At 67.2% G+C, this 25859-nt stretch carries 24 protein-coding genes; 13 read left to right on the top strand and 11 right to left on the bottom strand.

Features of this window, described 5'->3' with window-relative positions:
- The first annotated feature begins 13 nt into the window (after positions 1-13).
- Together glmS and OLX23_RS02660 are read left to right on the top strand one after the other, a co-directional pair.
- Positions 14-1837: a glutamine--fructose-6-phosphate transaminase (isomerizing) gene (gene glmS, locus OLX23_RS02655; RefSeq protein WP_264442815.1), complete on the top strand. Its 1824-nt coding sequence runs from the start codon at positions 14-16 to the stop codon at positions 1835-1837.
- Positions 1838-1945: 108 nt separating this feature from the next.
- Positions 1946-4309, top strand: coding sequence for a putative bifunctional diguanylate cyclase/phosphodiesterase (locus OLX23_RS02660; protein ID WP_264442818.1), 2364 nt, complete (start codon positions 1946-1948; stop codon positions 4307-4309).
- Between the two features lie 171 nt (positions 4310-4480).
- Here the strand turns inward: OLX23_RS02660 and purQ are convergent, their stop codons facing one another.
- Together purQ and purS are read right to left on the bottom strand one after the other, a co-directional pair.
- A complete protein-coding gene (purQ, locus tag OLX23_RS02665) occupies positions 4481-5164 on the bottom strand; it encodes a phosphoribosylformylglycinamidine synthase subunit PurQ (RefSeq protein WP_264442821.1) in 684 nt (227 codons plus the stop codon).
- On the bottom strand, positions 5161-5397 hold the full coding sequence (purS, locus tag OLX23_RS02670) for a phosphoribosylformylglycinamidine synthase subunit PurS (protein WP_264442824.1): 237 nt from the start codon (positions 5395-5397) through the stop codon (positions 5161-5163). The genes purQ and purS overlap by 4 nt, the downstream gene beginning before the upstream one ends.
- Positions 5398-5557: 160 nt before the next feature.
- Here purS and OLX23_RS02675 point away from each other — a divergent pair, with 160 nt between their 5' ends.
- Positions 5558-6469 carry an SDR family NAD(P)-dependent oxidoreductase gene (locus tag OLX23_RS02675; protein ID WP_264442826.1) on the top strand — a complete coding sequence of 304 codons (912 nt, stop codon included), beginning with the start codon at positions 5558-5560 and terminating at the stop codon, positions 6467-6469.
- Positions 6470-6478: 9 nt separating this feature from the next.
- Here the strand turns inward: OLX23_RS02675 and glmU are convergent, their stop codons facing one another.
- Positions 6479-7843, bottom strand: coding sequence for a bifunctional UDP-N-acetylglucosamine diphosphorylase/glucosamine-1-phosphate N-acetyltransferase GlmU (gene glmU, locus OLX23_RS02680; protein WP_264442828.1), 1365 nt, complete (start codon positions 7841-7843; stop codon positions 6479-6481).
- A gap of 62 nt (positions 7844-7905) precedes the next feature.
- Here glmU and OLX23_RS02685 point away from each other — a divergent pair, with 62 nt between their 5' ends.
- The 3 genes from OLX23_RS02685 (at position 7906) to OLX23_RS02695 (ending at position 10697) form a co-directional block, all read left to right on the top strand.
- Positions 7906-8580: an HAD hydrolase-like protein gene (locus OLX23_RS02685; RefSeq protein ID WP_264442831.1), complete on the top strand. Its 675-nt coding sequence runs from the start codon at positions 7906-7908 to the stop codon at positions 8578-8580.
- A 296-nt stretch (positions 8581-8876) separates the two neighbouring features.
- Positions 8877-9746, top strand: coding sequence for an isocitrate lyase/PEP mutase family protein (locus OLX23_RS02690; protein ID WP_264442833.1), 870 nt, complete (start codon positions 8877-8879; stop codon positions 9744-9746).
- 144 nt (positions 9747-9890) lie between these two features.
- The gene (locus OLX23_RS02695) at positions 9891-10697 is read left to right on the top strand and encodes an SDR family NAD(P)-dependent oxidoreductase (RefSeq protein WP_264442836.1); all 807 of its coding nucleotides are present in this window, start codon (positions 9891-9893) and stop codon (positions 10695-10697) included.
- Between the two features lie 122 nt (positions 10698-10819).
- Here the strand turns inward: OLX23_RS02695 and OLX23_RS02700 are convergent, their stop codons facing one another.
- Positions 10820-11581, bottom strand: a complete 762-nt coding sequence (locus OLX23_RS02700) for an SDR family NAD(P)-dependent oxidoreductase (RefSeq protein WP_264442837.1) — start codon at positions 11579-11581, stop codon at positions 10820-10822.
- Between the two features lie 164 nt (positions 11582-11745).
- On the opposite strand from OLX23_RS02700, the gene OLX23_RS02705 reads away from it, so the two are divergent.
- On the top strand, positions 11746-12666 hold the full coding sequence (locus OLX23_RS02705; RefSeq protein ID WP_264442840.1) for a TIGR03619 family F420-dependent LLM class oxidoreductase: 921 nt from the start codon (positions 11746-11748) through the stop codon (positions 12664-12666).
- Positions 12663-13439, top strand: coding sequence for an SDR family NAD(P)-dependent oxidoreductase (locus tag OLX23_RS02710; RefSeq protein ID WP_264442843.1), 777 nt, complete (start codon positions 12663-12665; stop codon positions 13437-13439). Before OLX23_RS02705 ends, OLX23_RS02710 begins: the two co-directional genes overlap by 4 nt.
- On the opposite strand, the gene OLX23_RS02715 is transcribed toward OLX23_RS02710, so the two are convergent.
- On the bottom strand, positions 13426-14010 hold the full coding sequence (locus tag OLX23_RS02715) for a TetR/AcrR family transcriptional regulator (protein ID WP_264442845.1): 585 nt from the start codon (positions 14008-14010) through the stop codon (positions 13426-13428). The genes OLX23_RS02710 and OLX23_RS02715 overlap by 14 nt on opposite strands.
- Positions 14011-14224: 214 nt before the next feature.
- Between OLX23_RS02715 and OLX23_RS02720 the strand changes: the two genes are divergently transcribed.
- Positions 14225-15382, top strand: coding sequence for an LLM class flavin-dependent oxidoreductase (locus OLX23_RS02720; protein ID WP_264442846.1), 1158 nt, complete (start codon positions 14225-14227; stop codon positions 15380-15382).
- 144 nt (positions 15383-15526) lie between these two features.
- On the opposite strand, the gene OLX23_RS02725 is transcribed toward OLX23_RS02720, so the two are convergent.
- Positions 15527-18394 carry a M16 family metallopeptidase gene (locus OLX23_RS02725; RefSeq protein WP_264442848.1) on the bottom strand — a complete coding sequence of 956 codons (2868 nt, stop codon included), beginning with the start codon at positions 18392-18394 and terminating at the stop codon, positions 15527-15529.
- A 74-nt stretch (positions 18395-18468) separates the two neighbouring features.
- A complete protein-coding gene (purC, locus tag OLX23_RS02730) occupies positions 18469-19251 on the bottom strand; it encodes a phosphoribosylaminoimidazolesuccinocarboxamide synthase (protein WP_264442850.1) in 783 nt (260 codons plus the stop codon).
- A 188-nt stretch (positions 19252-19439) separates the two neighbouring features.
- On the opposite strand from purC, the gene OLX23_RS02735 reads away from it, so the two are divergent.
- Together OLX23_RS02735 and OLX23_RS02740 are read left to right on the top strand one after the other, a co-directional pair.
- Positions 19440-19895 (top strand): MaoC family dehydratase, encoded by a 456-nt coding sequence (locus tag OLX23_RS02735; protein ID WP_264442852.1) that lies wholly within the window; start codon positions 19440-19442, stop codon positions 19893-19895.
- Positions 19892-20479, top strand: a complete 588-nt coding sequence (locus OLX23_RS02740; RefSeq protein ID WP_264442853.1) for a GNAT family N-acetyltransferase — start codon at positions 19892-19894, stop codon at positions 20477-20479. The genes OLX23_RS02735 and OLX23_RS02740 overlap by 4 nt, the downstream gene beginning before the upstream one ends.
- A gap of 4 nt (positions 20480-20483) precedes the next feature.
- On the opposite strand, the gene OLX23_RS02745 is transcribed toward OLX23_RS02740, so the two are convergent.
- Positions 20484-20945 (bottom strand): low molecular weight protein-tyrosine-phosphatase, encoded by a 462-nt coding sequence (locus OLX23_RS02745; protein ID WP_264442855.1) that lies wholly within the window; start codon positions 20943-20945, stop codon positions 20484-20486.
- A 182-nt stretch (positions 20946-21127) separates the two neighbouring features.
- Between OLX23_RS02745 and OLX23_RS02750 the strand changes: the two genes are divergently transcribed.
- Positions 21128-21505 carry a PRC-barrel domain-containing protein gene (locus OLX23_RS02750; RefSeq protein WP_264442858.1) on the top strand — a complete coding sequence of 126 codons (378 nt, stop codon included), beginning with the start codon at positions 21128-21130 and terminating at the stop codon, positions 21503-21505.
- A 91-nt stretch (positions 21506-21596) separates the two neighbouring features.
- Entirely contained in the window at positions 21597-23369 is a 1773-nt protein-coding gene (locus OLX23_RS02755; RefSeq protein WP_264442861.1) for an SLC13 family permease, read from the top strand.
- Here OLX23_RS02755 and OLX23_RS02760 read toward each other — a convergent pair.
- The 3 genes from OLX23_RS02760 to thrB all read right to left on the bottom strand — a co-directional run bounded on the left by OLX23_RS02760 (position 23366) and on the right by thrB (position 25850).
- Positions 23366-24313, bottom strand: coding sequence for a hypothetical protein (locus OLX23_RS02760; protein ID WP_264442863.1), 948 nt, complete (start codon positions 24311-24313; stop codon positions 23366-23368). The genes OLX23_RS02755 and OLX23_RS02760 overlap by 4 nt on opposite strands.
- Before the next feature lie 88 nt (positions 24314-24401).
- Entirely contained in the window at positions 24402-24836 is a 435-nt protein-coding gene (rnhA, locus tag OLX23_RS02765; protein ID WP_264443719.1) for a ribonuclease HI, read from the bottom strand.
- A 30-nt stretch (positions 24837-24866) separates the two neighbouring features.
- Positions 24867-25850, bottom strand: coding sequence for a homoserine kinase (gene thrB / locus OLX23_RS02770; protein WP_264442864.1), 984 nt, complete (start codon positions 25848-25850; stop codon positions 24867-24869).
- Positions 25851-25859 lie beyond the last annotated feature (9 nt).

Consider the following 25859-nt stretch of genomic DNA (forward strand, 5'->3'; position numbering starts at 1 on the left):
AAAGCGCAAATCCATGTGTGGAATCATCGGCATCGTCGGCAAGGAAGAGGTCGCGGACCGGCTGGTCGATGGCCTGCGGCGCATGGAATATCGCGGTTATGACAGTGCCGGGGTCTGCACCGTGCACGACGGCCAGCTCGTCCGCCGCCGCGCCCAGGGCAAGCTCGTCAATCTCGTGCGCGAGCTGGCGCGCGATCCGGCGCCGGGCACGGTCGGCATCGCTCATACGCGCTGGGCCACCCACGGCGCGCCGACCGCGGCCAATGCCCATCCGCATGCCACCGGCGAACTGGCGCTGGTGCACAACGGCATCATCGAGAACTTCCGCCAGCTCAAGGAGGCGCTGACCGCGCGCGGTCGCAAGTTCGAGAGCGACACCGACAGCGAGGTCGTCGCGCACCTGATCTCGGAGCAGGTCGAGGCCGGGGTTTCGCCCGCCGAGGCGGTCAAGACGGCGCTGCCGCAATTGCGCGGCGCTTTTGCCCTGGCGATCGCCTTCCGTCATTTCCCCGACATGCTGATCGGCGCGCGGCTCGGTTCGCCGCTGGTCGTCGGCTATGGCGAGGGCGAGACCTACCTGGGTTCGGACGCGCTGGCGCTCGCCCCGCTGACGCAGAAGATCACCTATCTCGAAGAGGGTGACTGGGTCATCGTCACGCGCGAAGGCGCGCAGATCTTCGACAAGGACGGTCAAGCGGTCGAGCGCGAGGTTACCACATCAGGCGCCTCGGCCGTGCAGATCGAGAAGGGCAATTACCGCCACTTCATGCAGAAGGAGATCTTCGAGCAGCCGACCGTCGTCGCCCAGACCTTGCGCAGCTACATCCGCCAGGTCGACCAGAGCGTCGCGCTGCCGCAGATGGATTTCGACCTTTCCAAGATCAACCGCGTGACGATCGTCGCCTGCGGGACGTCCTACTACGCCGGCCTCGTCGCGAAATATTGGTTCGAACAGTTCGCGCGGCTGCTCGTGGACATCGATGTCGCCAGCGAATTCCGTTATCGCGATCCCGTGCTCGAGCCCGGCGGGCTCGCGCTGTTCATCTCGCAATCGGGCGAGACCGCCGATACCCTGGCCGCGCTTCGTCACTGCAAGGCCGCGGGTCAGACGATCGCCGTGGTGGTCAATGTCCCGACCAGCTCGATGGCGCGCGAGGCCGATCTGCTGCTGCCGACCCACGCCGGGCCCGAGATCGGCGTCGCCTCGACCAAGGCCTTCACCTGCCAGCTCGCAGTGCTAGCCGCACTTGCCGCGCATCTTGCGGTCAAGCGTGGCCGGATGGATCGCACCGAAGAGGCGGCGGTGGTCAATCACCTGATCGAGACGCCGGCCGCGCTCAACGCCGCGCTGGGCCACGACGACGAGATCGCGGCCATGGCTCACCTGATCGCGCCGGCGCGCGACGTGCTCTACCTCGGTCGTGGGCCCGACTATCCACTGGCCCTTGAAGGCGCGCTGAAGCTCAAGGAAATCAGCTATATCCATGCCGAGGGCTATGCCTCGGGCGAGATGAAGCATGGGCCGATCGCGCTGATCGACGAGGCCGTGCCGGTCATCGTCCTGGCGCCGTCGGGCCCGCTGTTCGAGAAGACCGTCTCGAACATGCAGGAGGTTCGCGCGCGGGGCGGCAAGATCGTGCTGATCTCCGACGCCGACGGCCTGGCCGAAGCGGGCGAGGGCTGCCTCGCGACGATCGAGATGCCCAAGGTCCATCCGCTGATCGCGCCGCTGGTCTATGCCGTGCCGGTCCAACTGCTGGCCTATCACGTCGCCTGCGTGAAAGGCACCGACGTCGACCAGCCGCGCAATCTGGCGAAGTCGGTCACGGTCGAGTGATGCGGCGGTCGGGGAGTCGATTTATCCCCAGGAAACAGGCCGACGAGAGCATTTGCGACCGCCTCGCATTTACGAGGCGCTAACCAGTCGCCGCGTAGATATGCGGGTGTGAGCCAACGAGAGTCCGCAACTGCATCTCTTCCCAAGGAACTGCCGGTCCTGGCGGTCCTGGGTTTGACCGATCCCGGCGACGGCGATTGGGCGCGGCTGCGTGGCCTGCAATATTCCTGCCTGCCGCGGGCCATGGTCTCGCGGCTCTGCGCGCAGAGCCTGGCGGCTCTGGCCGCGGCAAGCCTGCTGCTCGGCCGCGTGTCGATTCTCCTGACGATCGCCTGGCTGGTGATGCTGTGTGGCAGCCTCTATTTCGGCACCAGGATCGACCGCTCGCTCCACGACGCCGATCGCCGACGCCTGTCGAGCGGCGAGGTCAATCGCCAGACGCTCAGCGCGATCGTCAATGCGCTCGTCTGGGTCGTGCCGATCGCCACCGCATCGCTGTTCCTCGATCCCGAGACGCGCCTGAAGCTGTGGACCGTCCTGGCCATGCTGATGACGGCCTCGGCGATCCTGCTGCCCGGCGTGCCGATGGGCACGCTGATGTTCACCGGCATAGTCGGCGGCGCATCGGTGGTCAGCTTCCTGGTTTCGGGCATGTTCGACATGGCCATGGTGGCGACGGCCTTCGTCCTGACCGTCTGCCTGGGCGCGGTCGAGGGGGCCAAGCGCTTCCTCCAGGCCAAGGTTGCCGAAGCCGGCATGGTCGAGAAGAGCGAGGTCGTCTCGCTGCTGCTGCGCGAATACGAAGAGGGTGAAGCCGACTGGCTCTGGCAGATCGATCCCGCGCGGCGCGTGCGCGGCGTCTCGCCGCGCTTCGCCTTTGCGCTGGGGCTCGATCCTGCGGACATCGACGGCCAGCCCTTCGTCCAGCTCGTGGCCGGTCCCGCCTGGGAATCGGGCCAGTTCCATTCGAGCCTCCACGACCTGGCCGAGCGGCTAAAACGCCGCGAGTCCTTCTCGAACCTGCTGATCCGCGTGACGATCAACGGTCACTTGCGCTGGTGGGAGCTGTCGGGCACCCCAAAGCTTGACGAACATGCCAATTTCGACGGGTTCCGCGGGGTCGGCTCCGATGTCACGCAGCAGCGAGAATCTTCGGACAAGATCGCCTATCTCGCCAGCTACGACACGCTGACCGGCCTGCCGAACCGCATGATGCTGACCGAAGCGCTCGGCGATGCGCTGAAATATGCCGAGCAATGGCGGACGCGCTGCGCCTTCCTGATGATCGATCTCGATCGCTTCAAGGCGGTCAACGACACGCTCGGCCATCTGGTCGGCGATCAGCTTCTGGCCAAGGTTTCGAGCCGCCTGCGCGAGCAGATGAGCGAGAACGAGATCTGCGGCCGCCTGGGCGGCGACGAATTCGCGGTGGTGATCCGCGACGCGACCGACCTGAGCCGCGTCGAGAGCGTCGCCGAACGCATCATCGAGCGCCTTTCGGAACCCTACGAGGTCGATCACCACACGCTATACGTCGGCGCCAGCGTCGGCTCGGCGGTGGGGCCGCGTGACGGCAATACGGTCGAGACCTTGATGCGCAACGCCGACCTCGCGCTCTATCGCGCGAAGGACGTCGGCGGCAACGCGCACTATACCTACGAGCCCGCGCTCCACGCCCATGCCGAAGAGCGCCGCAAGCTTGAGTTCTCGATGCGCCGCGCGCTCGAACGCGACGAATTCGTGCTGCATTACCAGCCCGTGGTCGACGCGGAGAGCGAGCGCATCCTCAGCTTCGAGGCGCTGGTTCGCTGGAACAGCAACGAGCACGGCTTCGTCAGCCCCGGAAAGTTCATCCCGCTGGCCGAGGATACCCGCCTGATCGTGCCGATCGGCGAATGGGTGCTGCGCGAGGCCTGCCGTGAAGCGGTGAACTGGCCCGGCGATACCAAGGTCGCGGTCAACGTCTCGGGCGAGCAATTGCTCGATCCCAACTTCGTGAGCAGCGTGGTCAGCGCGCTGGCCAACAGCGGCCTTTCCGCGCATCGGCTCGAGGTCGAAGTCACCGAAAGCATCTTCCTGCGCGATGCGACCATGGCGCGCGCCGCGCTCGAGAAGATCATGGCGCTGGGCTGCGGCGTCGCGCTCGACGATTTCGGCACCGGCTATTCGTCGCTCGGCTACCTGCGCCGGCTGCGCTTCTCGACCATCAAGGTCGATCGCAGCTTCGTCCAGGGCGCGGCGACGGGTAATCCCGAGAGCCTGGCGATCATTCGTGCAGTGGTCGCCATGGCCGACAGCCTAGAGATGTCGACCACCGCCGAGGGTGTCGAGACCGAGGCCGAACTGGAGATGATCCGCGGTCTCGGTTGCCGCAAGATCCAGGGCTTCTTCTTCGGCCGCCCGATGCCCGCGCACGAAGCGAGCGCGCTGTTCCGCCAGTGGGACCTGCGCCAAAGCGGTTCGGCGGCCTAGTAGTCGCCCACACCCACATCGTCAAATTCCCCGTCGCCCCTGCGCAGGCAGGGGCCCAACCAAGCTATCCTTCTGGCCGAAGGTTTCGGATGGCAACCTTAGCTGGGCCCCTGCCTGCGCAGGGGCGACGCTATTTCAGATGCTCAAGACGCCAAGGCTAGGCGATGCGCCTCAGGCGCCGACCAGACCGCGCACGGCGCTCTCGAACAGCACACGGCCGTCGATGCCGCCCTGGGCCTGCTCGATCATGCGTTCGGGGTGCGGCATCATGCCCAGCACGTTGCCGGCCGCGTTGAGCACGCCGGCGATCTGGCGGGCCGAGCCGTTGACCTCTTCGGCGTAGCGGAAGGCGACGCGGCCTTCGCCTTCGAGCCGGTCGAGCGTCGCCTCGTCGGCGAAGTAGTTGCCATCGTGGTGCGCCACGGGGATGCGGATGCGCTGGCTCTTCATGTAGCCGGCGGTGAACAGCGACTGGTTGTTCTCGACCGTCAGCGCCACTTCGCGGCAGACGAAGCGGATGCCGGCGTTGCGCATCAGCGCGCCGGGCAGCAGGCCGGCCTCGGTCAGGACCTGGAAGCCGTTGCAGACGCCGAGCACGGGAACGCCGCGGCCCGCGGCCTCGACCACCGCGCGCATGATCGGCGAGCGTGCGGCCATCGCGCCCGAGCGCAGGTAGTCGCCATAAGAGAATCCGCCGGGCAGGGCGATGAAGTCCAGGTCCGCCGGCAGTTCGGCGTCGCCGTGCCAGACGCGGAACACGTCCTCGCCGGTGACCTCTTCCAGTGCCACCGCCATATCGCGGTCGCAGTTCGAGCCGGGGAACGTGATGACGGCGGCGCGGAAGTTCTTCTTCACGCGGCGATCCTTTCAACGCGGTAGTTCTCGATCACCATGTTGGCGAGGAGCTTCTGGCACATCTCGTCGAGCGCGGCGTCGGTGACCGTGTCGTCGACCTCGAGCTCGATCAGGCGGCCGGCGCGGACGTCTTGGACGCCCGAGAAGCCCAGGCCTTCGAGCGAATGCTGGATCGCGCGGCCCTGCGGATCGAGCACGCCGTTCTTGAGGCTGACATAGACGCGGACTTTCATCGCAAAGGCCTTTCGCGGGATCTGCAAGGTGGGATTCGTGGCGCCAGCCTATGGCTCCACGCGCCCGAAGGAGCAAGCTTTTGGCCCGCTTTTACATTGAAAGGCCGCCGATGGCGTGTCATCGCCGGCCTTTGCCCCCTCAGCCACGGAGCCTGCCAGCATGACCATCTCGTTCGAAGGGCGCGTCGCGATCGTCACCGGCGCGGGCGGCGGCATCGGTCGGGCCTATGCGCTCGAGCTGGCGCGGCGTGGCGCCAAGGTGGTGGTCAACGATCTCGGCGGCGCGCGCGACGGCACCGGCCATTCGGACGCGGCGCTCGCCGTGGTCGAGGAAATCCGCGCTGCGGGCGGCGAAGCGATGTCGAACGGCGGCAATGTCGGCGAGTACGGGCAGATGGTCGAGATGGTCGCCAAGGCCAAGGAGGCCTGGGGCGGCGTCCACATCCTGATCAACAATGCCGGCATCCTGCGCGACAAGACCTTCGCCAAGATGGAGCCCGAGGATTTCGAGTCGGTGATCCGCGTCCACCTGCTCGGCAGCGCTTTCGCCAGCAAGGCCGTGTGGGAGACGATGCGCGAACAGAACTACGGCCGCATCCTGATGACCACCTCGTCGACCGGACTCGGCGGCAATTTCGGCCAATCGAATTACGGCGCAGCCAAGCTCGGCCTCGTCGGCCTTGCCAAGACGCTCTACCTCGAAGGTGCCAAGTACAACATCAAGGTCAACTGCATCGCCCCGACCGCGGGCACGCGGATGACCGAGGACATCTTCCCCGACAAGGCGTTCAAGGCCTTCAGCCCCGAATCCATCGCGCCGGCCGCGCTGTTCCTCGTGTCCGAGGACGCGCCGACCAATGCGATCGTCGGTGCGGGGGCGGGGGTCTACCAGAGCGCCTGGGTGACCTTGAACCGCGGCACCCTGCTGCCACCCGAGGCGCAGACGGTCGAGGGCTTCGCCGCGGCCTGGGATCGCATCAGCGCGCACAACGGTGACGCGCCGATGACCTCGGGCGTCGAGCAGTCCTATCACGCGATGGAACTGCTCGCGGCGGCAGAAGCCAAAAACTGACCGCCCAGGTCAGGCCTTCTTCTCTGCCTTTTTCTTCTTCATCGCGTCGTGGAACTCGTCGGCCCAGCCGGGTTTGACGAGCTGTTCGGCGCGCACGAGGCGAAGTTCGCCGTCGGCGACGTCGCGGCTGACCGCCGAGCCCGCGGCGACGATCGCGTCGGCGCCGATCTTGACCGGGGCGATCAGTGCCGAGTTCGAGCCGATGAAGGCGCGTTCGCCGATCACGGTCTTGTGCTTGAAGTAGCCGTCGTAATTGCAGGTGATCGTGCCCGCGCCGATGTTCGCGCCAGCGCCGACCTCGGCATCGCCCAGGTAGGTCAGATGGTTGGCCTTGGCCCCCTTGCCGAGCACGGCCTTCTTCATCTCGACGAAGTTGCCGATCTTCGACTTCTCTTCGAGCACCGCGCCCGGACGCAGGCGGGCATAGGGACCGACCTCGACCTTGCTGGCGATCGTCGCGCCCTCGATGTGGCAGAAGGCATGGATCACGACGTCGTCAGCCACGGTGACGCCGGGGCCGAACACGACCTGGGGCTCGATCGTCACGTCGCGGCCGATCTGCGTGTCCCAGGCGAACCAGACGGTTTCGGGTGCGATCAGCGTCGCGCCGTCATCCATCGCGCGGCGGCGCCGTGCGGCCTGCCAGCGACCTTCGGCCTCGGCCAGTTCGGCGCGGCTGTTGATGCCAGCGACCTCGTCGGGATCGGCGGTGACGACGACCGCGCAGGTCTTGCCGTCGGCGCCGGCGATGTTGACGATGTCGGGCAGGTAGTACTCGCCCTGGGCATTGTCGTTGCCGACGCGGTCGAGCAGCGCGAACAGCGCGTCCGAACGCGCGGCCAGCAGGCCCGAATTGCACAGGCGGGTGGCGCGCTCGGCCTCGGTCGCATCCTTGAATTCGACCATCTTGGCGATCCGACCGTCCTCGGCGATCACGCGGCCATAGGCGAGCGCGTCTTCGGGCTCGAAGCCGAGGACCACGACCGCCGGGCTGTCGGGTGCGTGCAGCCGGTCGAGCATCGCGCGCATCGTCTCGCTGCGGACGAAAGGCACGTCGGCGTAGAGCACGAGCACGTCGCCGTCGAAGCCGGCGAGCGCCTCTCGGGCCTGGAGCACCGCATGGGCCGTGCCGAGCTGGGGTTCCTGCACCGCGATCGTCGCGCGGTCGCCCAGTGCGGTCTCGAGCTGGTCGCGCCCATGGCCAGCGATGACCACCAGCCGCTCGGCGCCGAGCGCGCCGGCACTTGCCAGCAGGTGCTCGATCATCGGCCGTCCGGCGATCGAATGGAGGACCTTGTGGCGGTCGCTCTTCATGCGGGTGCCCTTGCCGGCGGCGAGGACGACGAGGGCGAGCGGGGTATCGGTAGCAGCCATGATCCTACGCCAATGCCAGCAAATTCTTGCGGTTTCCAGAAGGCCGCGCCATCGACCGACGAATGGTAACATTTCCTTTCGCTGTCGTCGGCTTCGATCTCGACGGCACTCTGCTCGACACGCACGAAGACCTGGCCGCCGCGGTCAACCACGCGCTGGCGCTGGTCGACCGCGTGCCGGTGCCCGCGGCGGAAGTTCGCAAGCTCGTCGGTGGTGGCGCCAAGCTGATGCTCGAACGCGCGCTGACGATCACCGGCGGAATCCCGGAGGCCGAGTTTCCGCGCCTCCATCGCGAATTGCTCGAATTCTATGAAGCCAACATCGCGGTTCATACGCGGCTGTTTCCGGGCGGACTGGCCATGCTCGACGGCCTGGCCGAGCGCGGGGTCAAGCTGGCGGTGGTGACCAACAAGCTCGAAGGCCTGTCGGTCAAGCTGTTCGCCGAGCTGGGGCTGACCGATCGCTTCTTCACGATCATCGGCGGCGACACCTTGGGCATCGAGCGGCGCAAGCCCAAGCCCGACATGATCGAGGAGATGATGCGCCGGGCGGGCGAGGGGGCAGGTCGCGCGGCCTTCGTCGGCGACTCGAGCTTCGACACCGGCGCGGCGCGTGCCGCCGGCGTGCCCTGCGTCGCCTGCAGCTTCGGTTTCAACGACCTCCCCGTCGACGAACTCGGCGCCGCCGCGGTGATCGATCATTTCGACGAACTGATCCCGGCGCTGGAAGGACTTTAATTCCTCCGCATCCCAACTTCACCCGTCACCCCGGACTTGATCCGGGGTCCCGCTGCCTTCTGTGACGTTGCGAAAACAGCGGGATCCCGGGTCGAGCCCGGGATGACGGGGATAGGGAGCGCGGGCCAACGAATGAGCAATTGAGGCCATAAGTTAGTGCCCTGCGCGGGAGGATCGGGATTGCGCATATACGCATTTCGCCCGGGCGGTTTCCCGGTCCTTGCCTCGCCTCGAAGGCCATGCAACCTTGGTTCGGATAGCCGGCGCGGCCGGCGCAAATCCTCAAGGGAGAGACCATGACCAGCCCCGGTGCCAAATTGCGCGCGCTCATCGACAAGGGCGAGCACTTCGTCTGCGGCGATACCTATTCCGCCATCACCGGGCGCATCTGCGAATATGTCGGCTTTCCTGCGGCCTATCTCGGTGGCCACGCCTGCAGCGCGTTCCACTACGCCGTGCCCGACAACGGCGTCTATTCGCAGGTCGAGCAGATCGAGCAGGCCAGCCGTATCGCCAACGTCATGTCGATCCCGCTGATCGCCGACGCCGATACCCTGGGCGAGACCGTGGCCGACGCCTATCACTACACGCGTCGCTACATTCAGCAGGGCATCGCCGGCTTCCATGTCGAGGACGAGCGCAATCCCAAGCACTCGAAGCACGTCAACGGCCTCTGGTCGATCGCCGACCAGCAGGCGCGGATCGACGCCGCGCGGCGCGCGCAGAAGGATTCGGGTCAGGACTTCGTCATCATCGCGCGCTGCGACGAGCTCTACACGAGCGAGATGGGCGGTGGCGGCACCGGCGATTGGGCCGAGGCGGTCAAGCGCGGCCATGCCTATCTCGAGGCCGGCGCCGACATCGTGTTCTATCCGCCGCGGCCGGACTGGGTCGGTGATCTGGTCAAGGAATTCGGAACCAAGGTCGCGACGATGGGCTTCTCGGTCCCCGGCACGGCGTTCAACATGGCGACCGGCGGCTGGGTGACGGCCGCGGCCAACCACCTCAAGATGATGCGCGAGCTCAAGGACGAGGGCCAGGTGAAGTCGGGCAACTGGAACTTCCCCGAGAAGTACGAGCTGATCGACCATCCGCTCTACGACGGCCTGATCGAGGAATGGGCCGAGAAGACCGGGCGCCAGTCGCGCCCCAACCACGCGCCGTAAGAAGCTCCGTCGTCCCCGCGAGACGTAGTCGACCAAAGGTCAAAGCGGGGACCTCTATCGATCGTTTCTGACGCCGGGGAAATACCGGCGAAAGGTGCCCGTTTGCGCGGGGATGACGAGTTGTGACTTTTTGGGAGAGAGATCATGAGCAGCACCGATATGCTCGGCCTGACCGGCAAGGTTGGGATCGTCTGGGGCGGCGGCTTCGGCATGGGCGAGCGTAGCTCGCTGCGGCTGGCCGAGGCGGGGGCGGCGGTCGCCGTCGTCGACCTCATCCAGGAGCGCGCAGAGAATGTCGCGGCCGAGATCAACGCCAATGGCGGCACGGCCGTGGCGCTGACCGCGGACTGCACCGACGAGGCTAGCACCCAGGCCGCGCTCGACGCGGCCGAGGCAGCGCTCGGGCCGGTCGACGTGATGATCACGGTCATCGGCCTCGGCGTCTGGGGCCAACTGCTCGACTTCACGATGGAGCAGTGGATGGAGTCGCACCGGCTCAACCTGACCTCGTTCTTCCTGCCGGCGCGCGCCGTGGCGCGGTCGCTGGTCAGGAACGGCAAACCCGGCGCGATCGCCTGCGTCAGCTCGGTCTCGGGCCTGACCGCGGCGCCCAACCACGGCGGCTACGGCGCGGCCAAGGCGGGCATGATCAACCTCGTGCGGACCATGGCCAACGAGTGGGGCCAGTACGGCATCCGGGTGAACGCGGCCATGCCCGGCGCCGCCGCGACGCCGCGGCTCGAGATGCCGCCCGCCGCGCTCGAGAAGTTCAAGGAGATGCTGCCGCTGCAGCGCCCGGCCGAGCCCGACGAACTGGCCAAGGCGCTGGTGTTCCTCGTCTCGGACATGGCCAGCTACATCACCGGCGACAATCTGCGCGTCGATGGCGGCTGGACCTCGCGCTTCCTGATGCAAGGCGGGACGGGGAGCATGTCGAAGGCGGCGAAGTAGGGCGACCAGATCCTCCCCCTGTGGTGGAGGGGGCGCGGTAACAGGGTAGGTTTGCATTCGACCGCGCCCCCTCCGTCAGCCCTGCGGGCTGCCACCTCCCCTGGAAGGGGAGGATCTTGCGCTCAATTCAACGGATCCCGGTAAGGCCCGGCCAGGTGCCCGCCGTCGACGAGCAGCTCCGATCCTGTGCAATAGGCGCTCTCGTCCGAGGCGAAGAACAGCACGGCGTTGGCGATGTCCTCGACCCGCGCCATGCGCTTGATCGGCTGGCGCGCGATCGCCTTTTCGAGCCGCGCCATGGCCACCGGATGCATCGCCCGCTCGTGCGTGCAGTCGACGATCCCCGGGTGCACCGAGTTCACGCGGATGCCGCGTTCGCCGAGTTCGAGCGCCAGCGCCTTGGTCATGCCGGTGACGGCGAACTTGGTGGCGACGTAGGAGCTGAGGTGCGACACGCCGGCGAGCCCGTCGATCGACGAGATGTTGACGATCGAACCACCACCCCGTTCGGCCAGCGCCGGCACCGCCGCGCGCACGCCCAGCCAGACGCCGTTGAGATTGAGATCGACGACCTTCTGGTGCGCGGCGACTGGCGTGGTCTCGATCGGGCCGCCGGTGCCATCGCCGGCATTGTTGACGAGTACGTCGAGCCCGCCGTGATCGGCTACTATCCGCTCGACCGCGGCGCTCCAGCTATCGGGATCGGTGACGTCGAGCGCGACGAAGCCCGCGCCGATGCTCGCCGCCAGCGCCTGGCCTTTCTCGCGCTGGATGTCGCCGATCACCACCACGGCGTCGTGCTCGCGGAACTTGCGCGCGATCGCCGCGCCGATGCCCTGCGCGCTGCCCGTCACCAGCGCAACCTTGCCCGAAAGCCTGCCCATCGATCGTCTCCCATGCGGGCTCCGCCAGAATCGGCCCGCTCGCCGTCAGCCTAGTTGCCCGCACCGGCAATGGAACCGCGTGCGGGCTTGTCGCGGCCCGAAGAGCGGTGTTCCATATATACGCAAGAGAGCGCGAGCAGGCGCCGCTGCGGGAGAGACGCGCGATGAAGCTGGGCATCACGACCAACTACACCTGGTTCGGCCCGCCGGTGACCGCACTGGCGCAGGCGATCGAGTCGCTGGGCTTCGAGTCGATGTGGATGGGCGAGCATCCGATCATCCCGGTCGCCGCCGCCGAGGCCGAGCGCTACGGCGTGCCGCTACCGCCGAACTACCGGCACATGCCTGCGTTGTTCGTCAGTCTCGCGGCCGCGGCAGCGGTGACGAGCAAGATCCGGCTCGGCACCAACATCTGCATCGTCCCCCAGCGCAATCCGCTGCTGCTGGCCAAGGAGGTGGCGACGCTCGACCGTATCTCGGGCGGGCGCGTGAGCTTCGCCTATGGCACCGGCTGGATCGAGGAAGAGGCGCCGGTCTTCGGCTATCGCTTCGACAAGCGGCTGGGTCGCACGCTCGATTTCATGCGCGCGGTCCAGGCGCTCTGGGCCGAGGGCGACCACGGCTACGAGGGCAAGCACGTCTCGTTCCCACCGGTCCATTGCTATCCCAAGCCCTTGCAGAAGAAGCTGCCCGTGTTGATCGGCTCGGGCAACGACAAGACCGACAACACCAAGATCTTGCGCCGCGTCGCGCGCACGGCCGATGGCTGGCTGCCCTCGTTCCTGAGCCCCGCGCAGATGCGCGAGCAGCTCGGCCTGCTGCGCGAATTCTGCGAGGAGGAGGGCCGCGACTTCGCCGCGCTCGACATCTCGCTGATCGTACCCGCCATCAGCTTCGGCGTCGGCGACCTGCCGCCCTGGGGCGCCGGGGCCTATGACGATCTCGAACCGGTGAACGCGCGCGAACTCGTCGAGGAATACGAGGAGGCCGGGGTGCAGCGCATCCTCGTCGGGGTCAACGATATGGAGGACGACAGCGCGTTCAAGGCGCTCGAGGACGTCGCGCGCGGGATGGGGCTGTTGTGAACGGCCCGTTCGATCGCCTGAGCCTCGCGGGCCGCGTCGTCCTGATCACCGGCGCGACCGGCGGCATCGGCAGCGAGACGGCGCGGCTCTGCGCCGCGCGCGGTGCCAAAGTGGCGATCGCCGATCTCGACGCGGTCGCCTGCGAGCGCCTGGCCGAGGCCATCCGCGCCGACGGCGGCGAGGCCATGGCGATCCGTGTCGACGTGACCCAGGAAGAAGACGTGCAGGCCATGGTCGCGCAGGTGGTCGCTCGGTTCGGCGGCCTGCATGCGGCGTTCAACAATGCCGGGATCAACGCGGGCAACGCCCTGCTCGACGGCATGGCCCTGGCGCAGTGGCAGCGCAGCCTCGCGGTCAATCTGACCGGGGTGTTCCTTTGCATGAAGCACGAGATCGCGCATATGCTGGCCCATGGTGGCGGGGCGATCGTCAACACGTCCTCGGCCGCGGGCGCGGTGGGCATGGCCTGGTCGGCCGACTACGTGTCCGCCAAGCACGGCGTCGTCGGCGCCACGCGCGCGGCGGCGGTCGAGACCGGCGGCAAGGGCATTCGCGTCAATGCGATCCTGCCGGGCGCGATCGAGACACGGATGTTCACCGACGCGCTGGGCACCAATCCAGACCTGCGGCGGATGACCGAAGCCGGCCATCCGATCGGGCGTGTCGGCGCGCCGCACGAAGTGGCCGAGACCGCGGCCTTCCTGCTGTCCGATGCGGCTTCTTTCATCACTGGCGCCTGCATCATGGTCGACGGCGGCTTTACGACGCAGTGAGCCGGGCGGCCGCGAGTGCCGCCTCCACGCCTTCGGCCAGGGTGGCGCGGATGATCTCGACGGGCCAGTCCTGTGGCGCGACGATCGCCTGGAGCGAAATGCCCTGAACGATCGAGTTGAGCAGGCGGCTGGCCTTGGCGAGATCGTGGCCCACGCCATGCCGCGCGCGCAGCAGGCGTTCGATGTCGGCGATCCCGGCGGCCGTGGCGTCGCGGATGATCGCGGCCAGGCTCTCGTCGCGCGCGGCGGCTTCCCAGAAGGCCAGATAGGCGCGCCAGCGGCGGACGTTGGCCGGGCACCAGGCGGTGAAGGTCAGCAGCGCATGAACGGGATCGTCGGGTTGCTCGACGAAAGCCTGGTCGAAGCGCTCGTCGCCCTGGGCGGAAAGCACGGCGAAGGTCCAGACGAGCAGGTCCTGCTTGCTCGCGAAATAGTGGGTCACCGCTGCAGTCGAGAACCGGGCCTGCGCGGCGATCCGCCGGATCGTCGCCGCGCCGATGCCCTCGGCCGCGATCACGTCGATCGCGATCTCGGCGATATGGCGGCGGCGGGCGTCATGGTCGGTGGCCATCGGCAGCAGATCCGGCAGGTGGGCGGCGGATACAAGCTTTCAGGCTCTGCCCCCGACGGCAAGCGATGTTGCCTCGATACGAAGCGCGGCGAGCCCGCGGAATTGAATCGCTTGGGTTTAAAACGCGCGTTGTAAACCGTGCCAGAAAATCGTGTTGAATTACCGGCGTTTATCGCGAGTTTCGGGGGCACGAGAAAATACGAGAGAGGATCTCATGACGGCGCTTCAGCATGGGCTGTTCATCGCCCCTTATCACGACGTGACCGAGAGCCCGACGATCGGCCTGCGCCGCGATCTGGAGATCGTCGAGCACGTCGAGAAGCTGGGCTTCGCCGAGGCCTGGTTCGGCGAGCATCATTCGACGGGCTGGGAAACGATCGGATCGCCCGAGCTGATGATCGCCGCGGCGGCCGAGCGCACGAGCCGCATCCGCTTGGGCACCGGCGTTGTCTCGATGCCCTACCACAACCCGCTGATGGTCGCCAACCGCATCCTCCAGCTCGATCATATGACGATGGGCCGCGTGATCTTCGGCATGGGGCCGGGGCTGCTGCCGACCGATGCCGAGATGATCGGCGTCGACATCAAGTCGCTGCGATCGAAGCTCGAGGAGGTCGCGCAGATCATCGTGCCGCTGCTCTCGGGCGAGGAGGTCACCCACGAGACGAGCTGGTACAGGCTGCACAAGGCACGCACGCACCTGCGGCCCTATACCCTGCCGCATCCCGAGATCGCCGTCGCCAGTGCGATCACGCCTTCGGGCGGCATGCTCGCGGGCAGGTACGGCTTCGGCATGCTCTGCGTCGCCGCGACCGAAACCGCGGGCTTCGACGTGCTAGACGAGAACTGGAAGATCGCGCAGCAGATGGCCGAGGAGCACGGCCAGCGCATGGATCCCGCCAAGCTGCGGCTGGTCGTGCCGATGCACATCGCTGCGACGCGTGAGCAGGCGCGCAAGGACGTGGCGCAAGGCCTGGCGCGCTGGGTCGAATACTTCGACCGCGTCGCGCCCGCGGGCATGCGCGGGATGAGCGGCGCCGGCGATCCGGCGGACTTGCTGGTGAATGCCGGGCGCGCGGTGATCGGTACGCCCGAGGATGCGATCACCATGATCGAACGGCTCCAGGCCAAGCAGGGCGAGTTCGGCGTGATCCTGTTCCAGGCGCACAACTGGGCCGAATGGGAAGAGACCAAGAAGAGCTACGAGCTCTACGCGCGCTTCGTCATGCCGCATTTCGCCGGGACCAACCGCAACCGCCAGGCCTCCTACGCCGCGCTCGAAAGCAACATCGACCGGCTGGAGGGAGAGCGCACCAAGGGCGCCGAAGCGGCGTTCAAGGCCTGGGAGGAGAAGACCGGGCGGAAGGCTTAGCCATCCTCCCCGGCACGGGGAGGGGGACCAAGCGAAGCATGGTGGAGGGGGCTCTCGGCCAACCTCCGCGCTTGCGGAGAGCCCCCTCCACCACGCCGCTTCGCGTCGCGGTCCCCCTCCCCGTGCCGGGGAGGATGGGATTTCTTACTTCGGCTCAGCTACGCCTTCGGGCAGCACCAGTACCTCGACCTCTTCCTTGGGGTCGAGATAGCGCAGCGCCATCGCCTGGATGTCGGCGGCGGTGAGCATCTGCAGGCGCGCTTCGGCCTGGAGGTAGCGGTCGATCTCGGCGGGCTCGGTCTGCGCGCGGTCGACTAGGCTGAGCCAGCCTCCGTTGCTCTTGAGCCCGTTCTGGATCGCCTCGACCATCGGCGCGCGGGCGCGCTGGAGGATGTCGTCGCTGACCGGCGCGGCGCGCAGTTCGGCGATCGTCTCGAGGATCGCGGTGCGGGTCGCCGGAACCTCGTGGACGTCGACCGAGGCGGCCACGCCGAACACGCCGTAGTCGTTCCAGAACCGTGACAGCGAACTCGCCGCGCTCGGACTGTAGGCCTTGCCCAGCTTCTCGCGCAGCGTGTCGGTCAGCTCGATGCGGACCACGCGTTCGAGCAGTTCGAGCGTCAGCGACTGCACCGGATCGCTGTCGTCGCGCGTCGGCCAGGTGAGGCGCAGCAGGGCCTGGTCCTTGGGGCCGGTGTGACGGATCACGCGGGCCTTGCGGTTCTTGGTGAACGAGCGCGTGCGCTGCGCCTTGTATTCCTTGAACTCGGCCTCGCGCGGGGCGATCGCGCCGAAGGTCTTGGCGACCAGGGCGATCGCCTGGTCCTCGTCGACGTCGCCGACGATCCCGATCTCGACCGCGCCGTGGGCCAGGCGGTCGGAGATGTCGGCCTTGAGCTTGTCGAAGGTCAGCTTGCGGTACGACTCGACCGGCTGCAGCGTGAAGCGCGGGTCGTTGTCCGACAGGATGCCGCCGATGCCGTTGCTCAGCGCCGAATTGGGCGTGGCGTTCCGCTGGGCGAAGAAGTTGTTGATGTTGAGCCGGTACTGGATCTCGCCCTCGGGGCGATAGCCGGCATCGGTGACGAAGGCGGCCATGACCTGCAGTTGCAGCTCGAGGTCGCGCGGCGTGGTCTGGGCATAGCCGACGAAGGTCTCGGGCGTGGACGACAGGCCGCTCGACACCGTGTGGCCCGCGAGGATCGACTGCAGATCGTCCTGGCTGTGCTTGCCGAGCCCACCGACGGGCAGGGCCGAGACCATCTGCGTCGCCAGCGGATTGTCGCGGGTGTTGAGCATGTCGCCGCCGTCGACGCTGAGCTGGACGAGGATCCGGTCCTTGTCGATGTCGGTCTTCTTGAGGTTGAGCCGCACGCCGTTGGTGAAGCGCACTTCGCGAATGCCCAAAGCCGCCTCGCGCGTGTCGCTGACGATCGTGCCCGGTGTGCCGAACTGGCTATAGGCGAAGCCCGGTGCGGCGATCTCGGCGCCTTTGGTCAAGGTCGCGCGCATCGCCTCGTTCCAGGCGGCACGGATCGCCTTGTCGCCGCCTTCGGGCTGGCGCCGGCCCTGGAAGCGCAGCAGCGGATTGTCCAGCGGCACCGCCTCGCGCTGCATCGCGGCGAGGACCGCCTCGGGCGTGATCTGCGGAATGAAGGCTTCGAGCCGTTCGAGCACGCCTTGCGGTGATCCCGGCACGACGTCGTTGCGCAGCAGGTCGAACACCGCGTTCATCAGCGCGCCGTTGCTGCGCGTGCTTTCGGAGGCGGCGGCATCGCGCGTCGCGGTGCGGATGTTGGCGACCTGCTCGGCCACTTCGGACTGGCTGAAGCCGAAGCGCAGCGCGCGGCGATATTCGACGGCCGCGGCGGTCAGCCCGCGGCGCCATTTGCCGTCGATCGTGTCGACGATGAGGTTGGTCGTGCGCCCGTCGCGGAAGACGTCGCCCGTGCCGAAGCCCGCGCCGCGGAACGGCGGATCGGGCTGGCGAACGATGCGCAGCAGGCGGCGGTTGATGATCGCATAGCCGATTTGCCGCAGCAGCCCTTCACGCCGCTGCTCGGTAGTGTCGGCGCCCTCGATCCAGTTGCCGTGGCGCGAGGCGGTGATGCGTTCGGACAGCGCCGGATCGATGTAGACCTCGGTGCGGCCGGCGGCCTTGACGTCGACCGGACCGGCCGTCGGTACGGGTTCGACGGGTTTCGCCTGCCACGAGCCGAACTTGGCGAGGATCGCCTTTTCGACCACGGCCGGATCGAAATCGCCGATGACGATCACCGTCGCGTGTTCGGGCACGTATTCGCGTTCCCAGAATGCGCGCAGGCTCTGCGCCGTGGCGGCGGAGACGGTCTCGACCGTGCCCACGGGGAAGCGCTGCGGATAGAGTGCCCGCGGATGGAGGAACTTCGCCTGGTCCATGCCGTTGCGCATCTGCCAGGTGTTGCGATCACGCAGTTCGGCGAGGATCACGCCGCGCTCGCGGTCGACCGCCTCGGACGAGATCGTCAGCTCGCTGGCGGTCTCGCGCATCAGCATCAGCGCGATGTCGAGCAGCTTGGGATCGGCGCGCGGCAGATCGAGCATGTAGGTGGTGGCCTCGAAGCCGGTCGAGGCATTGGTATCGGCGCCGAAGGCCAGGCCGTTGCGTTCGAGAAGGCGGATCATCTCGCCTTCCTTGACGTTGGTCGAGCCGTTGAACGCCATGTGCTCGACATAGTGCGCGAAGCCGCGTTCGGTCGGCGCCTCGTCGAGCGAGCCGGCGGCGATCTCCATGCGCACCATCGCCGTGCCTTTGGGGTTGGCGTTGCGGCGGATGACGTAGCGCATGCCGCTGGGCAGGCGGCCGAAGCGATACTGCGGTTCGGGGGCGATGTCGCTGTCGAGGAAGCCCCAGACGGGGCGCGGGCGGACCAGCGGTGCGCTGGCGGACGCAAGCTGTTCGGCCTGCTGCGCGCAGGCCGAGAGCGCGAAGGAGAGCAAAAGGAAGAAAAATAGGGACGGACCGCGTCGCATCTCGTCTCCCTTGGTCCATCCTCGCCACCGTCCCGGCCGCGACGCGCTGCGTCACGGCCGAGCGATACAATGCATTACTTGCCGCGAAGTTTCCGGTGCTTCGACAGGTCGAAGACTTCGCTGGGACCGTTGTCGTCCTGGAGCAGGCCGAGGCGGCGAGCGACTTCCTGATAGGCTTCGGATTCGCCGCCGAGATCGCGGCGGAAGCGGTCCTTGTCGAGCTTTTCGCCCGTGGTCATGTCCCACAGGCGGCAGCCGTCGGGGCTTATCTCGTCGGCCAGGATCACGCGGCTGTAGTCGCCGTCCCAGATGCGGCCGAACTCGAGCTTGAAGTCGACCAGACGGATGTTGATCGCCGCGAACATGCCGCACATGAAGTCGTTCACGCGGATGGCCATGGCGGAGATGTCCTGCATCTCCTCGTTGTTGGCCCAGCCGAAGCAGGCGATGTGCTCTTCGGCGATCAGCGGATCACCTAGGGCATCGTCCTTGAAATAGTATTCGATCAAGGTGTGCGGCAGCGGCTCGCCCTCGGGGATGCCGAGGCGCTTCGAGATCGAGCCGGCGGCGACGTTGCGCACGACGACTTCGATCGGAATGATCTCGACTTGGCGGACGAGCTGCTCGCGCATGTTCAGCCGGCGGATGAAATGGTTCGGCACGCCGATGTGGTTCAGGCGCGTGAACACGTATTCGCTGATGCGATTGTTGATGACGCCCTTGCCCTGGATCGTGCCCTTCTTCTGGGCGTTGAACGCGGTCGCGTCGTCCTTGAAATACTGGATCAGGGTGCCGGGCTCGGGACCCTCGTAGAGGATCTTGGCCTTGCCCTCGTAGATCTGGCGGCGACGGGACATCGATGCGTTCCTTGGAAGATTAGGTAACCTGGGCGGACAGTACGAAAAGCAAGCCCCGGCAGAGGCAGGTCGCTTGCGCGGGACTGCACGGCCGGGGCGTCGGGGGCCTATATAGGCAAACGGAGGTCAAAAGCAAACTGGAGCCCGACCGGCGAAGCGTGCACAACCACGCAAAAGAGGAGAAGGGCGTGAGCAGCGAGATCGAGGCCTACATTCGCGCGAACGAGGGAGTGAGCCAGCTGTCGGACTGGATGCTGGTCGATCAGGATCTGATCGACCGTTTCGCCGACACTACGCGAGACTGGATGTTCATGCATGTCGATGCCGAGAAGGCGGCTCAGACCGAATTCGGCGGCACCATCGCGCACGGCTTCCTGCTGCTCTCGCTGTTCGCGCCGCTGCGCGGGGAGATCGTGCGCGATAGCCCGCCGGGGATGCGCACAGGGCTGAACTACGGTCTCGATCGCGTGCGCTTCGTCTCGCCGGTGCGCTCGGGCAGCCGGGTGCGCGCGCGCTTCACGATCAGCGAACTGCGGCTCGAAGAGCCGGGCAAGCTGCGCGAGACGATGGAAGTGGTTCTGGAGGCCGAGGGATCGGAGCGGCCTGCGGTCGTCGCGCGCTGGCTGACGATGTACCTGTTGTGAGCCTTGAGGTCCGGCTTTTTACCGGTCCCGAGATCCTCGCTGCGATCGACGATCTGGCGCGGCTGCGAATGACCGTCTTCGCCGAGTGGCCCTATCTCTACGATGGCGATCCCGCCTACGAGGCGGACTATCTGCGGGAATTCGTGAAAGCCGATCATGCCGTGCTCGTCGCGGCCTGCGACGGACCGCGGATCGTCGGCGCGGCGACGGCCTGGCCGCTGGCCGCGCAGGATGCCGATTTTCGCGCGCCTTTCGCGGCGCATGGCCTCGACCCTTCGCGGCTGTTCTACTTCGGGGAGAGCGTGCTTCTGGCCGAATACCGCGGGCGGGGGATCGGTCATGCCTTCTTCGATCACCGCGAGGCACAGGCGCGGGACTGCGGTGCCGAAGCGGCCTGCTTCGCCGCGGTGATCCGCGCACCCGATCATCCGGCGCGGCCGGAAGGTTACGTTCCGCTCGACGGCTTCTGGGGCAGGCGTGGCTATGCGCCGGTCGAGAAACTGGTCACGCACATCGCGTGGAAGGACCACGACGAGCCCGACGAGAGCGCCAAGCCGCTGCAGGTCTGGCTGCGAACCCTCTGACCGATCAGCCGAGCTTGCGGACCAGCGCCTCGGCACCAAGGCTGACCTCGCGCCAGGTCTCGGCGAAACCGGCCTCGTCGCCGAAATAGGGATCGGCGACCGACTGGCCGGCCATGCCGGGCACGAGGTCGAGCAGCAGCGAGACCTCCGCGCTGGCATCGGCGGGCGCGACGCGGCGCAGATCGGCGAGGTTCTTCGCATCGAGCGCGAGTACGTGGGTGAAGCGGCGGAAGTCCTCGGGCGTGACCTGACGCGCGCGATAGGACGAGATGTCGATGCCGTGACGCAGCGCCTCGGCCTGGGCACGGCGATCGGGCGGCGTGCCGACGTGCCAGTCGCCGGTTCCGGCCGAGTCCGCGGTCACGTCGAGACCGGCCTTTTTCGCCGCCTCGCGGAAGGCGGCCTCGGCGAGGGGCGAGCGGCAGATGTTGCCGAGGCAGACGAATAGTACGGCGGGCCCTGGCATGTTTCCTCGTTCGCAAATCCGGCCTGCGGGGAACCCTTCGACGCGGTCTTTCGCTGATAGGGGCAAGTGCCAAGCACCTCAATCACACGCGTAGACCCGCGTGAACGATCGTGTTCGGATGGAACCGGCGCCTCCGCGCACCGTTTCACCAGGGCAACGATCCATCACGAGAGGAACGCCCCATGGTCGACACGCTCATTGCTTCGCAGGAGAAGCATCGCCTGATCGCATCGGATCGCGTCGAAGGCACCAAGGTCTACAACCGCCAGGGCGACAAGCTCGGTTCGATCAAGAATTTCATGGTCGGTAAGGTCAGCGGCCAGGCCGAATATGCCGTGATCGAATTCGGCGGCATTCTCGGCATCGGCAACGACTACTACCCGATCCCCTGGGACATGCTGACCTACGACGAGGACAAGGGCGGCTATCTGGTCGACCTGACCAAGGACCAGCTCGAAAAGGCACCGCGCCACAGCTCGGCCTTCCCCGAATACGATCACAACTACGGCCGTACGGTCTTCGACTATTACGGCATGGCCTATCCCTATCCGTTCATCTGACCGCGACCGCCCGCGGGGTGGGCGGCGCGCATAGATTTGGCCGGCGCTGCCTCGTGAGGCAGGCGCCGGCGGTACGGGTACGGGGGACCATGTGACACTGCCGCAAATCCTGTCTCTGCTGACTTTGGCGGGGACGATGGTGTTGTTCGTCTGGGGGCGGTTCCGCTTCGACGTGACCGCGTTGATCGCGCTTCTCGCCGGCCTGGCGCTGGGCGTCGTCGAGCCCAAGAACGCTTTCACCGGCTTTTCCGACGATATCGTCATCATCGTCGCTTCGGCGCTGGTCATCTCGGCCGCGGTCCAACGCTCGGGCATGGTCGAGACCGCGCTGGGTTTCATCACGAGAAGGCTGCACAGCGTCCGGTCGGAACTGGTCGTGCTGACCGCTTCGGTCGGTTTCGCCTCGGCCTTGGTCAAGAACGTCGGCGCGCTGGCGATGCTGATGCCGATGGCGTTCCAGCTGGCCAAGCGCAGCAAGGCCAATCCGTCGACCTTCCTGATGCCGATGTCCTTCGCCTCGCTGCTCGGCGGGCTGATGACCCTGGTCGGCACTTCACCGAACATCATCGTCAGCCGCGTGCGCGAGGAGATGACCGGCAAGCCCTTCGCCATGTTCGACTATTTCCCCACGGGCTTCGGCCTGCTGGTGATCGGCCTGATCTTCCTCCGCTTCGGCTATCGCCTGCTGCCGCGCGATCGCCGGGCGGCGCCGACGATCGGCGATGCGCTCGACATCAAGGGCTATGTGACGGAGGTCGTCGTCGCCGAAGGATCGCAGGCGATCGGCGAGAGCGTCGGCGATTTCATCGATCGGCACGAGGGCGAGGTCACGGTCACCAGCGTCCTGCGCGCAGGCATGCGCAGCCCGGCGCTGCGTCACACCGAACTGCACGAGGACGACACGCTGATCCTCGCGGGCGAGCCCGATGCGCTCGAACGCGTGATCGCCAAGGACGGTCTCGAACTGGCCGGCGCGCATCGCCACCTGCCCGAAGGCAGCGAGGACGACGAGGTCGGTGTGGTCGAGGCCGTGGTCACGGTCGAATCGCCGCTGGTCGGGCGGACCGCCGAGGGCCTGCTCCTGCAGCAGAACTACGGCGTGAACCTGATCGCGATCTCGCGCGCGGGCGAGCACCTGACGCGCCAACTCGGCGCGATCCCGCTGCATGCGGGCGACGTCGTCGTGCTGCAGGGGCCCTTGGCGCCGATGGCCGAGCGCGTCCGCGATCTCGGTGCGCTGCCCTTGGCCGAACGGGCGCTGCGGCTCGGCAGCGCGCGGCCGGGCTGGCTGCCGATGCTGATCCTGGCTGTGGCGATGGTGGCCACGGCCACGGGCCATCTTCCCGTCACTCTGGCCTTTTTCTCCGCGGCGGCATTGATGATCGTCACCGGGGCCCTGCCCGTGCGCGAGGCCTACGACGCGATCGAATGGCCGATCCTGATCATGCTCGGCGCGCTGATCCCGGTCAGCGACTCGCTGCGCACGACCGGCGCGTCGGACGTGATCGCCACGAACCTCGCGCAACTTGCGACCTCGCTGCCGCCCTGGGGCGCGGTGGCGTTGATCCTGGTTTCGGCGATGGCGGTCACGCCGTTTCTCAACAACGCCGCTACCGTGCTGGTCATGGCGCCGATCGCCGCGGTCTTCGCGCACGATCTCGGCTATCGGCCCGAGGCTTTCCTGATCGCCACGGCCGTGGGCGCGGGCTGCGATTTCCTCACGCCGATCGGGCACCAGTGCAACACGCTGGTGTTCGGGCCGGGCGGCTATCGCTTCTCGGACTATGCGCGGCTCGGCGCGCCCTTGTCGGTGCTCGTCGTGCTGCTGGGGACGCCGCTGATCCTGTGGTGCTGGCCGGTCTAGGCCCGATCCGCAACCTGCGCGACGAAGGCATCGAGCCGCCGCCACAGCGCTTCGCGGGTTCCCGCGAAATTGTGCATGTGCGCCATCTTCGGACCGACGAACAGCGCCAGGTCCGACGTGCTCATGAAGGCGGCGAGTTCGCGCAGCGGATCCTGGCAGACGTCGCGCTCGCCCATGCCGAGCAGCACGGGCACGGTCACCGTCGCGGCGGCGCCGGCGAGATGGCCGGGCAGCAGGCCGCCGCCGGCGTTCGGCGTGGTCGCCGAGCGCCAGTAGGGCAGTGGGCCCGAGCCGCGCTGGCCGGCCATGTCGGCGTCGACGAAGCGTGCGGGCACGTCCTCCCAGTGGAAGGCATATTGGAAATCGAAGCCGACCAGCGCGGACAGGCCCGCCATCGGATCGGCATGGCCGCGCAGGCATACCGCGTCGGCCTCGTCGCGCGCGGGCAGGCGGGTCGAAACCACGCTGCTGCCGAGCATCGCCAGGCCATCGAAGCTCTTGTGCCCGGCCTGCATCAGCAGGCCGATGTGACCGCCCATCGACTGGCCGACGCCGACCACCGCCGCGGGTTCGATCGGAGCGATGCCGTCGGCCAGGGTGCCCTCGTGCAAGTCCTTCAGGATCGCCTGCAGAGCGGCATGGTTGGCTGCGGCGCACGCGGCGAGGCTCGCGGCCTCGAGTTCGGGAACGTCGCTGTCGCCGACGCGCAGATGGTCGATCGCCACGACGACGGCGCCGCGCGCGATGTGATGTACGGCCTCGCTGTAGCCGTCTTCGCGCAGGTCGAAGTAATGTCGGGTGTAGCCACCGCCGGGCATGGCGAACACGACGGGTGCGCTTGGGCCGGGCCGGTCGGGCAAGTGCACGGTCGCGGCGAGCGTCCAGGACCGACCGTCCTCCAGCGCGCCGGTTTCGACGCGCAGCTCGATACGCCTGTGGCTCATGTCCGTCTCCCCGCCGCCTGATGCAGCTTGGCGGGGAGCTTAGCGCTCAGTCTGCCGGGATCAACGGGCCAGAATCAATGGGCCAGGATCAACGCGCCGCGAGCGCGGCGTCGCTGGCCAGCTTGTCGACTCTCTCGTTCTCGACGTGGCCGGCGTGGCCGCGGACCCACTGCCATTTTACCTGGTGGCGCTTGGCGGCATCGATCAGTTCGTGCCAGAGGTCCGCGTTGCGCACGGGCTGCTTGCTGGCATTGACCCAGCCGTTGCGCTTCCAGCCGTTGACCCACTTGGTGATGCCGTCGATCACGTACTTGCTGTCGGTATAGACCGTCACGTCGCAAGGCTCGATCAGGGCGCTCAGGCCCTTGATGACCGCAGTCATCTCCATGCGGTTGTTGGTGGTCTGCGGGTCGGAGCCCGACATTTCCTTCTCGTGCTGACCCATGCGCAGCAGCGCACCCCAGCCGCCGGGGCCGGGATTGCCCTTGCAGGCGCCATCGGTGAAGACTTCGACCTTTTTCAGAACCGTACCCTCATCTTGCTTTTCGGCCGTTCAGGCCTGGCCGAACAGACCCGCATTGGCGGGATCGGCGTAGAATTCCAGTCGCCGCGCGAAGGCCAGCGGGTCCTTGCGGGTGACCATGGCGTCGGCCGGCGTGTTCATCCAATCATAGGCGCGCGTCATCAGGAAGCGCATGGCGGCGCCGCGGGCCAGAACGGGAAGCGCGGCGCGCTCCTCTGCCAATAGCGGGCGCACGCTCTCGTAGCCGGCGAGCAGGGCATCCGACAGCGCCGCGTCGAAGCGCTTGCCGTCGTTGCTGAAGCACCAGGCTGCATGTGTCACGGCGAGGTCGTAGGCGGTGATGTCGTAGCAGGCGAAGTAGAAATCGATGAGCCCTGTAACCCTATCGCCGAGCATCAGCACGTTGTCGGGGAACAGGTCGGCGTGGATCACCGAATGCGGCAGGTCGCGCGGCCACTGCCGATCGAGGCGGGCCATCTCGCGCTCGACGATCTGCGCGAGCTCGGGATGGATCGAGGCGAGCCCTTCGCCGCCACAGGCCTTGGCGAGATCCTGCCAGCCCGGAAGGCCCAGGCTGTTCGTGCGCCGGCTGGGGAAGTCCGCGGCGGCGAGGTGGACCTGGGCCAGCGCGGCGCCGACCGCGCGCGCCTGCTCGGGCGTGGGATCGCTGACCGAGACGCCGGGCAGGAATTCGATCAGCGCCAGCGCCTTGCCCTCGTGCAGGCGATAGGCCTGGCCTTCGCGGTCGTGGATCGTCCGCGGAACCGGGCAGTCGCGCGCGGCCAGGTGATCGAGCAGGCCGAGGAAGAACGGCAGCTCGCTGACTTCGGTGCGCGCCTCGTACATGGTCAGGATGAAGCGCGCGCCGCTTCCGTCCTTGCCCTCCGTGTCGATCAGCCAGTTGGAGTTCGACACGCCCTCGGCGATGCCCTTGGCCGAGACCAGGGCGCCGACGTCGAATTCGGAGATGATGGCGGCGAGAGCCTCGGCGCCGAGCTGGGTGTAGACCGCCATGATGTCCGT

Origin of the sequence: Novosphingobium sp. JCM 18896 (assembly GCF_025938095.1) — a bacterium.
Taxonomy (GTDB): Bacteria; Pseudomonadota; Alphaproteobacteria; order Sphingomonadales; family Sphingomonadaceae; genus Novosphingobium.

Excerpts from the sequence above, each read along its gene's own strand:
- OLX23_RS02685 (WP_264442831.1), top strand. The coding sequence starts at position 7,906 with ATGGTAACATTTCCTTTCGCTGTCGTCGGCTTCGATCTCGACGGCACT.
- OLX23_RS02705 (WP_264442840.1), top strand. The coding sequence starts at position 11,746 with ATGAAGCTGGGCATCACGACCAACTACACCTGGTTCGGCCCGCCGGTG.
- glmU (WP_264442828.1), bottom strand. The coding sequence starts at position 7,843 with ATGGCTGCTACCGATACCCCGCTCGCCCTCGTCGTCCTCGCCGCCGGC.
- OLX23_RS02750 (WP_264442858.1), top strand. The coding sequence starts at position 21,128 with ATGGTCGACACGCTCATTGCTTCGCAGGAGAAGCATCGCCTGATCGCA.
- OLX23_RS02690 (WP_264442833.1), top strand. The coding sequence starts at position 8,877 with ATGACCAGCCCCGGTGCCAAATTGCGCGCGCTCATCGACAAGGGCGAG.
- purS (WP_264442824.1), bottom strand. The coding sequence starts at position 5,397 with ATGAAAGTCCGCGTCTATGTCAGCCTCAAGAACGGCGTGCTCGATCCG.
- OLX23_RS02695 (WP_264442836.1), top strand. The coding sequence starts at position 9,891 with ATGAGCAGCACCGATATGCTCGGCCTGACCGGCAAGGTTGGGATCGTC.
- OLX23_RS02700 (WP_264442837.1), bottom strand. The coding sequence starts at position 11,581 with ATGGGCAGGCTTTCGGGCAAGGTTGCGCTGGTGACGGGCAGCGCGCAG.
- OLX23_RS02745 (WP_264442855.1), bottom strand. The coding sequence starts at position 20,945 with ATGCCAGGGCCCGCCGTACTATTCGTCTGCCTCGGCAACATCTGCCGC.
- glmS (WP_264442815.1), top strand. The coding sequence starts at position 14 with ATGTGTGGAATCATCGGCATCGTCGGCAAGGAAGAGGTCGCGGACCGG.
- OLX23_RS02715 (WP_264442845.1), bottom strand. The coding sequence starts at position 14,010 with ATGGCCACCGACCATGACGCCCGCCGCCGCCATATCGCCGAGATCGCG.
- OLX23_RS02760 (WP_264442863.1), bottom strand. The coding sequence starts at position 24,313 with ATGAGCCACAGGCGTATCGAGCTGCGCGTCGAAACCGGCGCGCTGGAG.
- OLX23_RS02720 (WP_264442846.1), top strand. The coding sequence starts at position 14,225 with ATGACGGCGCTTCAGCATGGGCTGTTCATCGCCCCTTATCACGACGTG.
- OLX23_RS02725 (WP_264442848.1), bottom strand. The coding sequence starts at position 18,394 with ATGCGACGCGGTCCGTCCCTATTTTTCTTCCTTTTGCTCTCCTTCGCG.
- thrB (WP_264442864.1), bottom strand. The coding sequence starts at position 25,850 with ATGGCGGTCTACACCCAGCTCGGCGCCGAGGCTCTCGCCGCCATCATC.
- purC (WP_264442850.1), bottom strand. The coding sequence starts at position 19,251 with ATGTCCCGTCGCCGCCAGATCTACGAGGGCAAGGCCAAGATCCTCTAC.
- OLX23_RS02675 (WP_264442826.1), top strand. The coding sequence starts at position 5,558 with ATGACCATCTCGTTCGAAGGGCGCGTCGCGATCGTCACCGGCGCGGGC.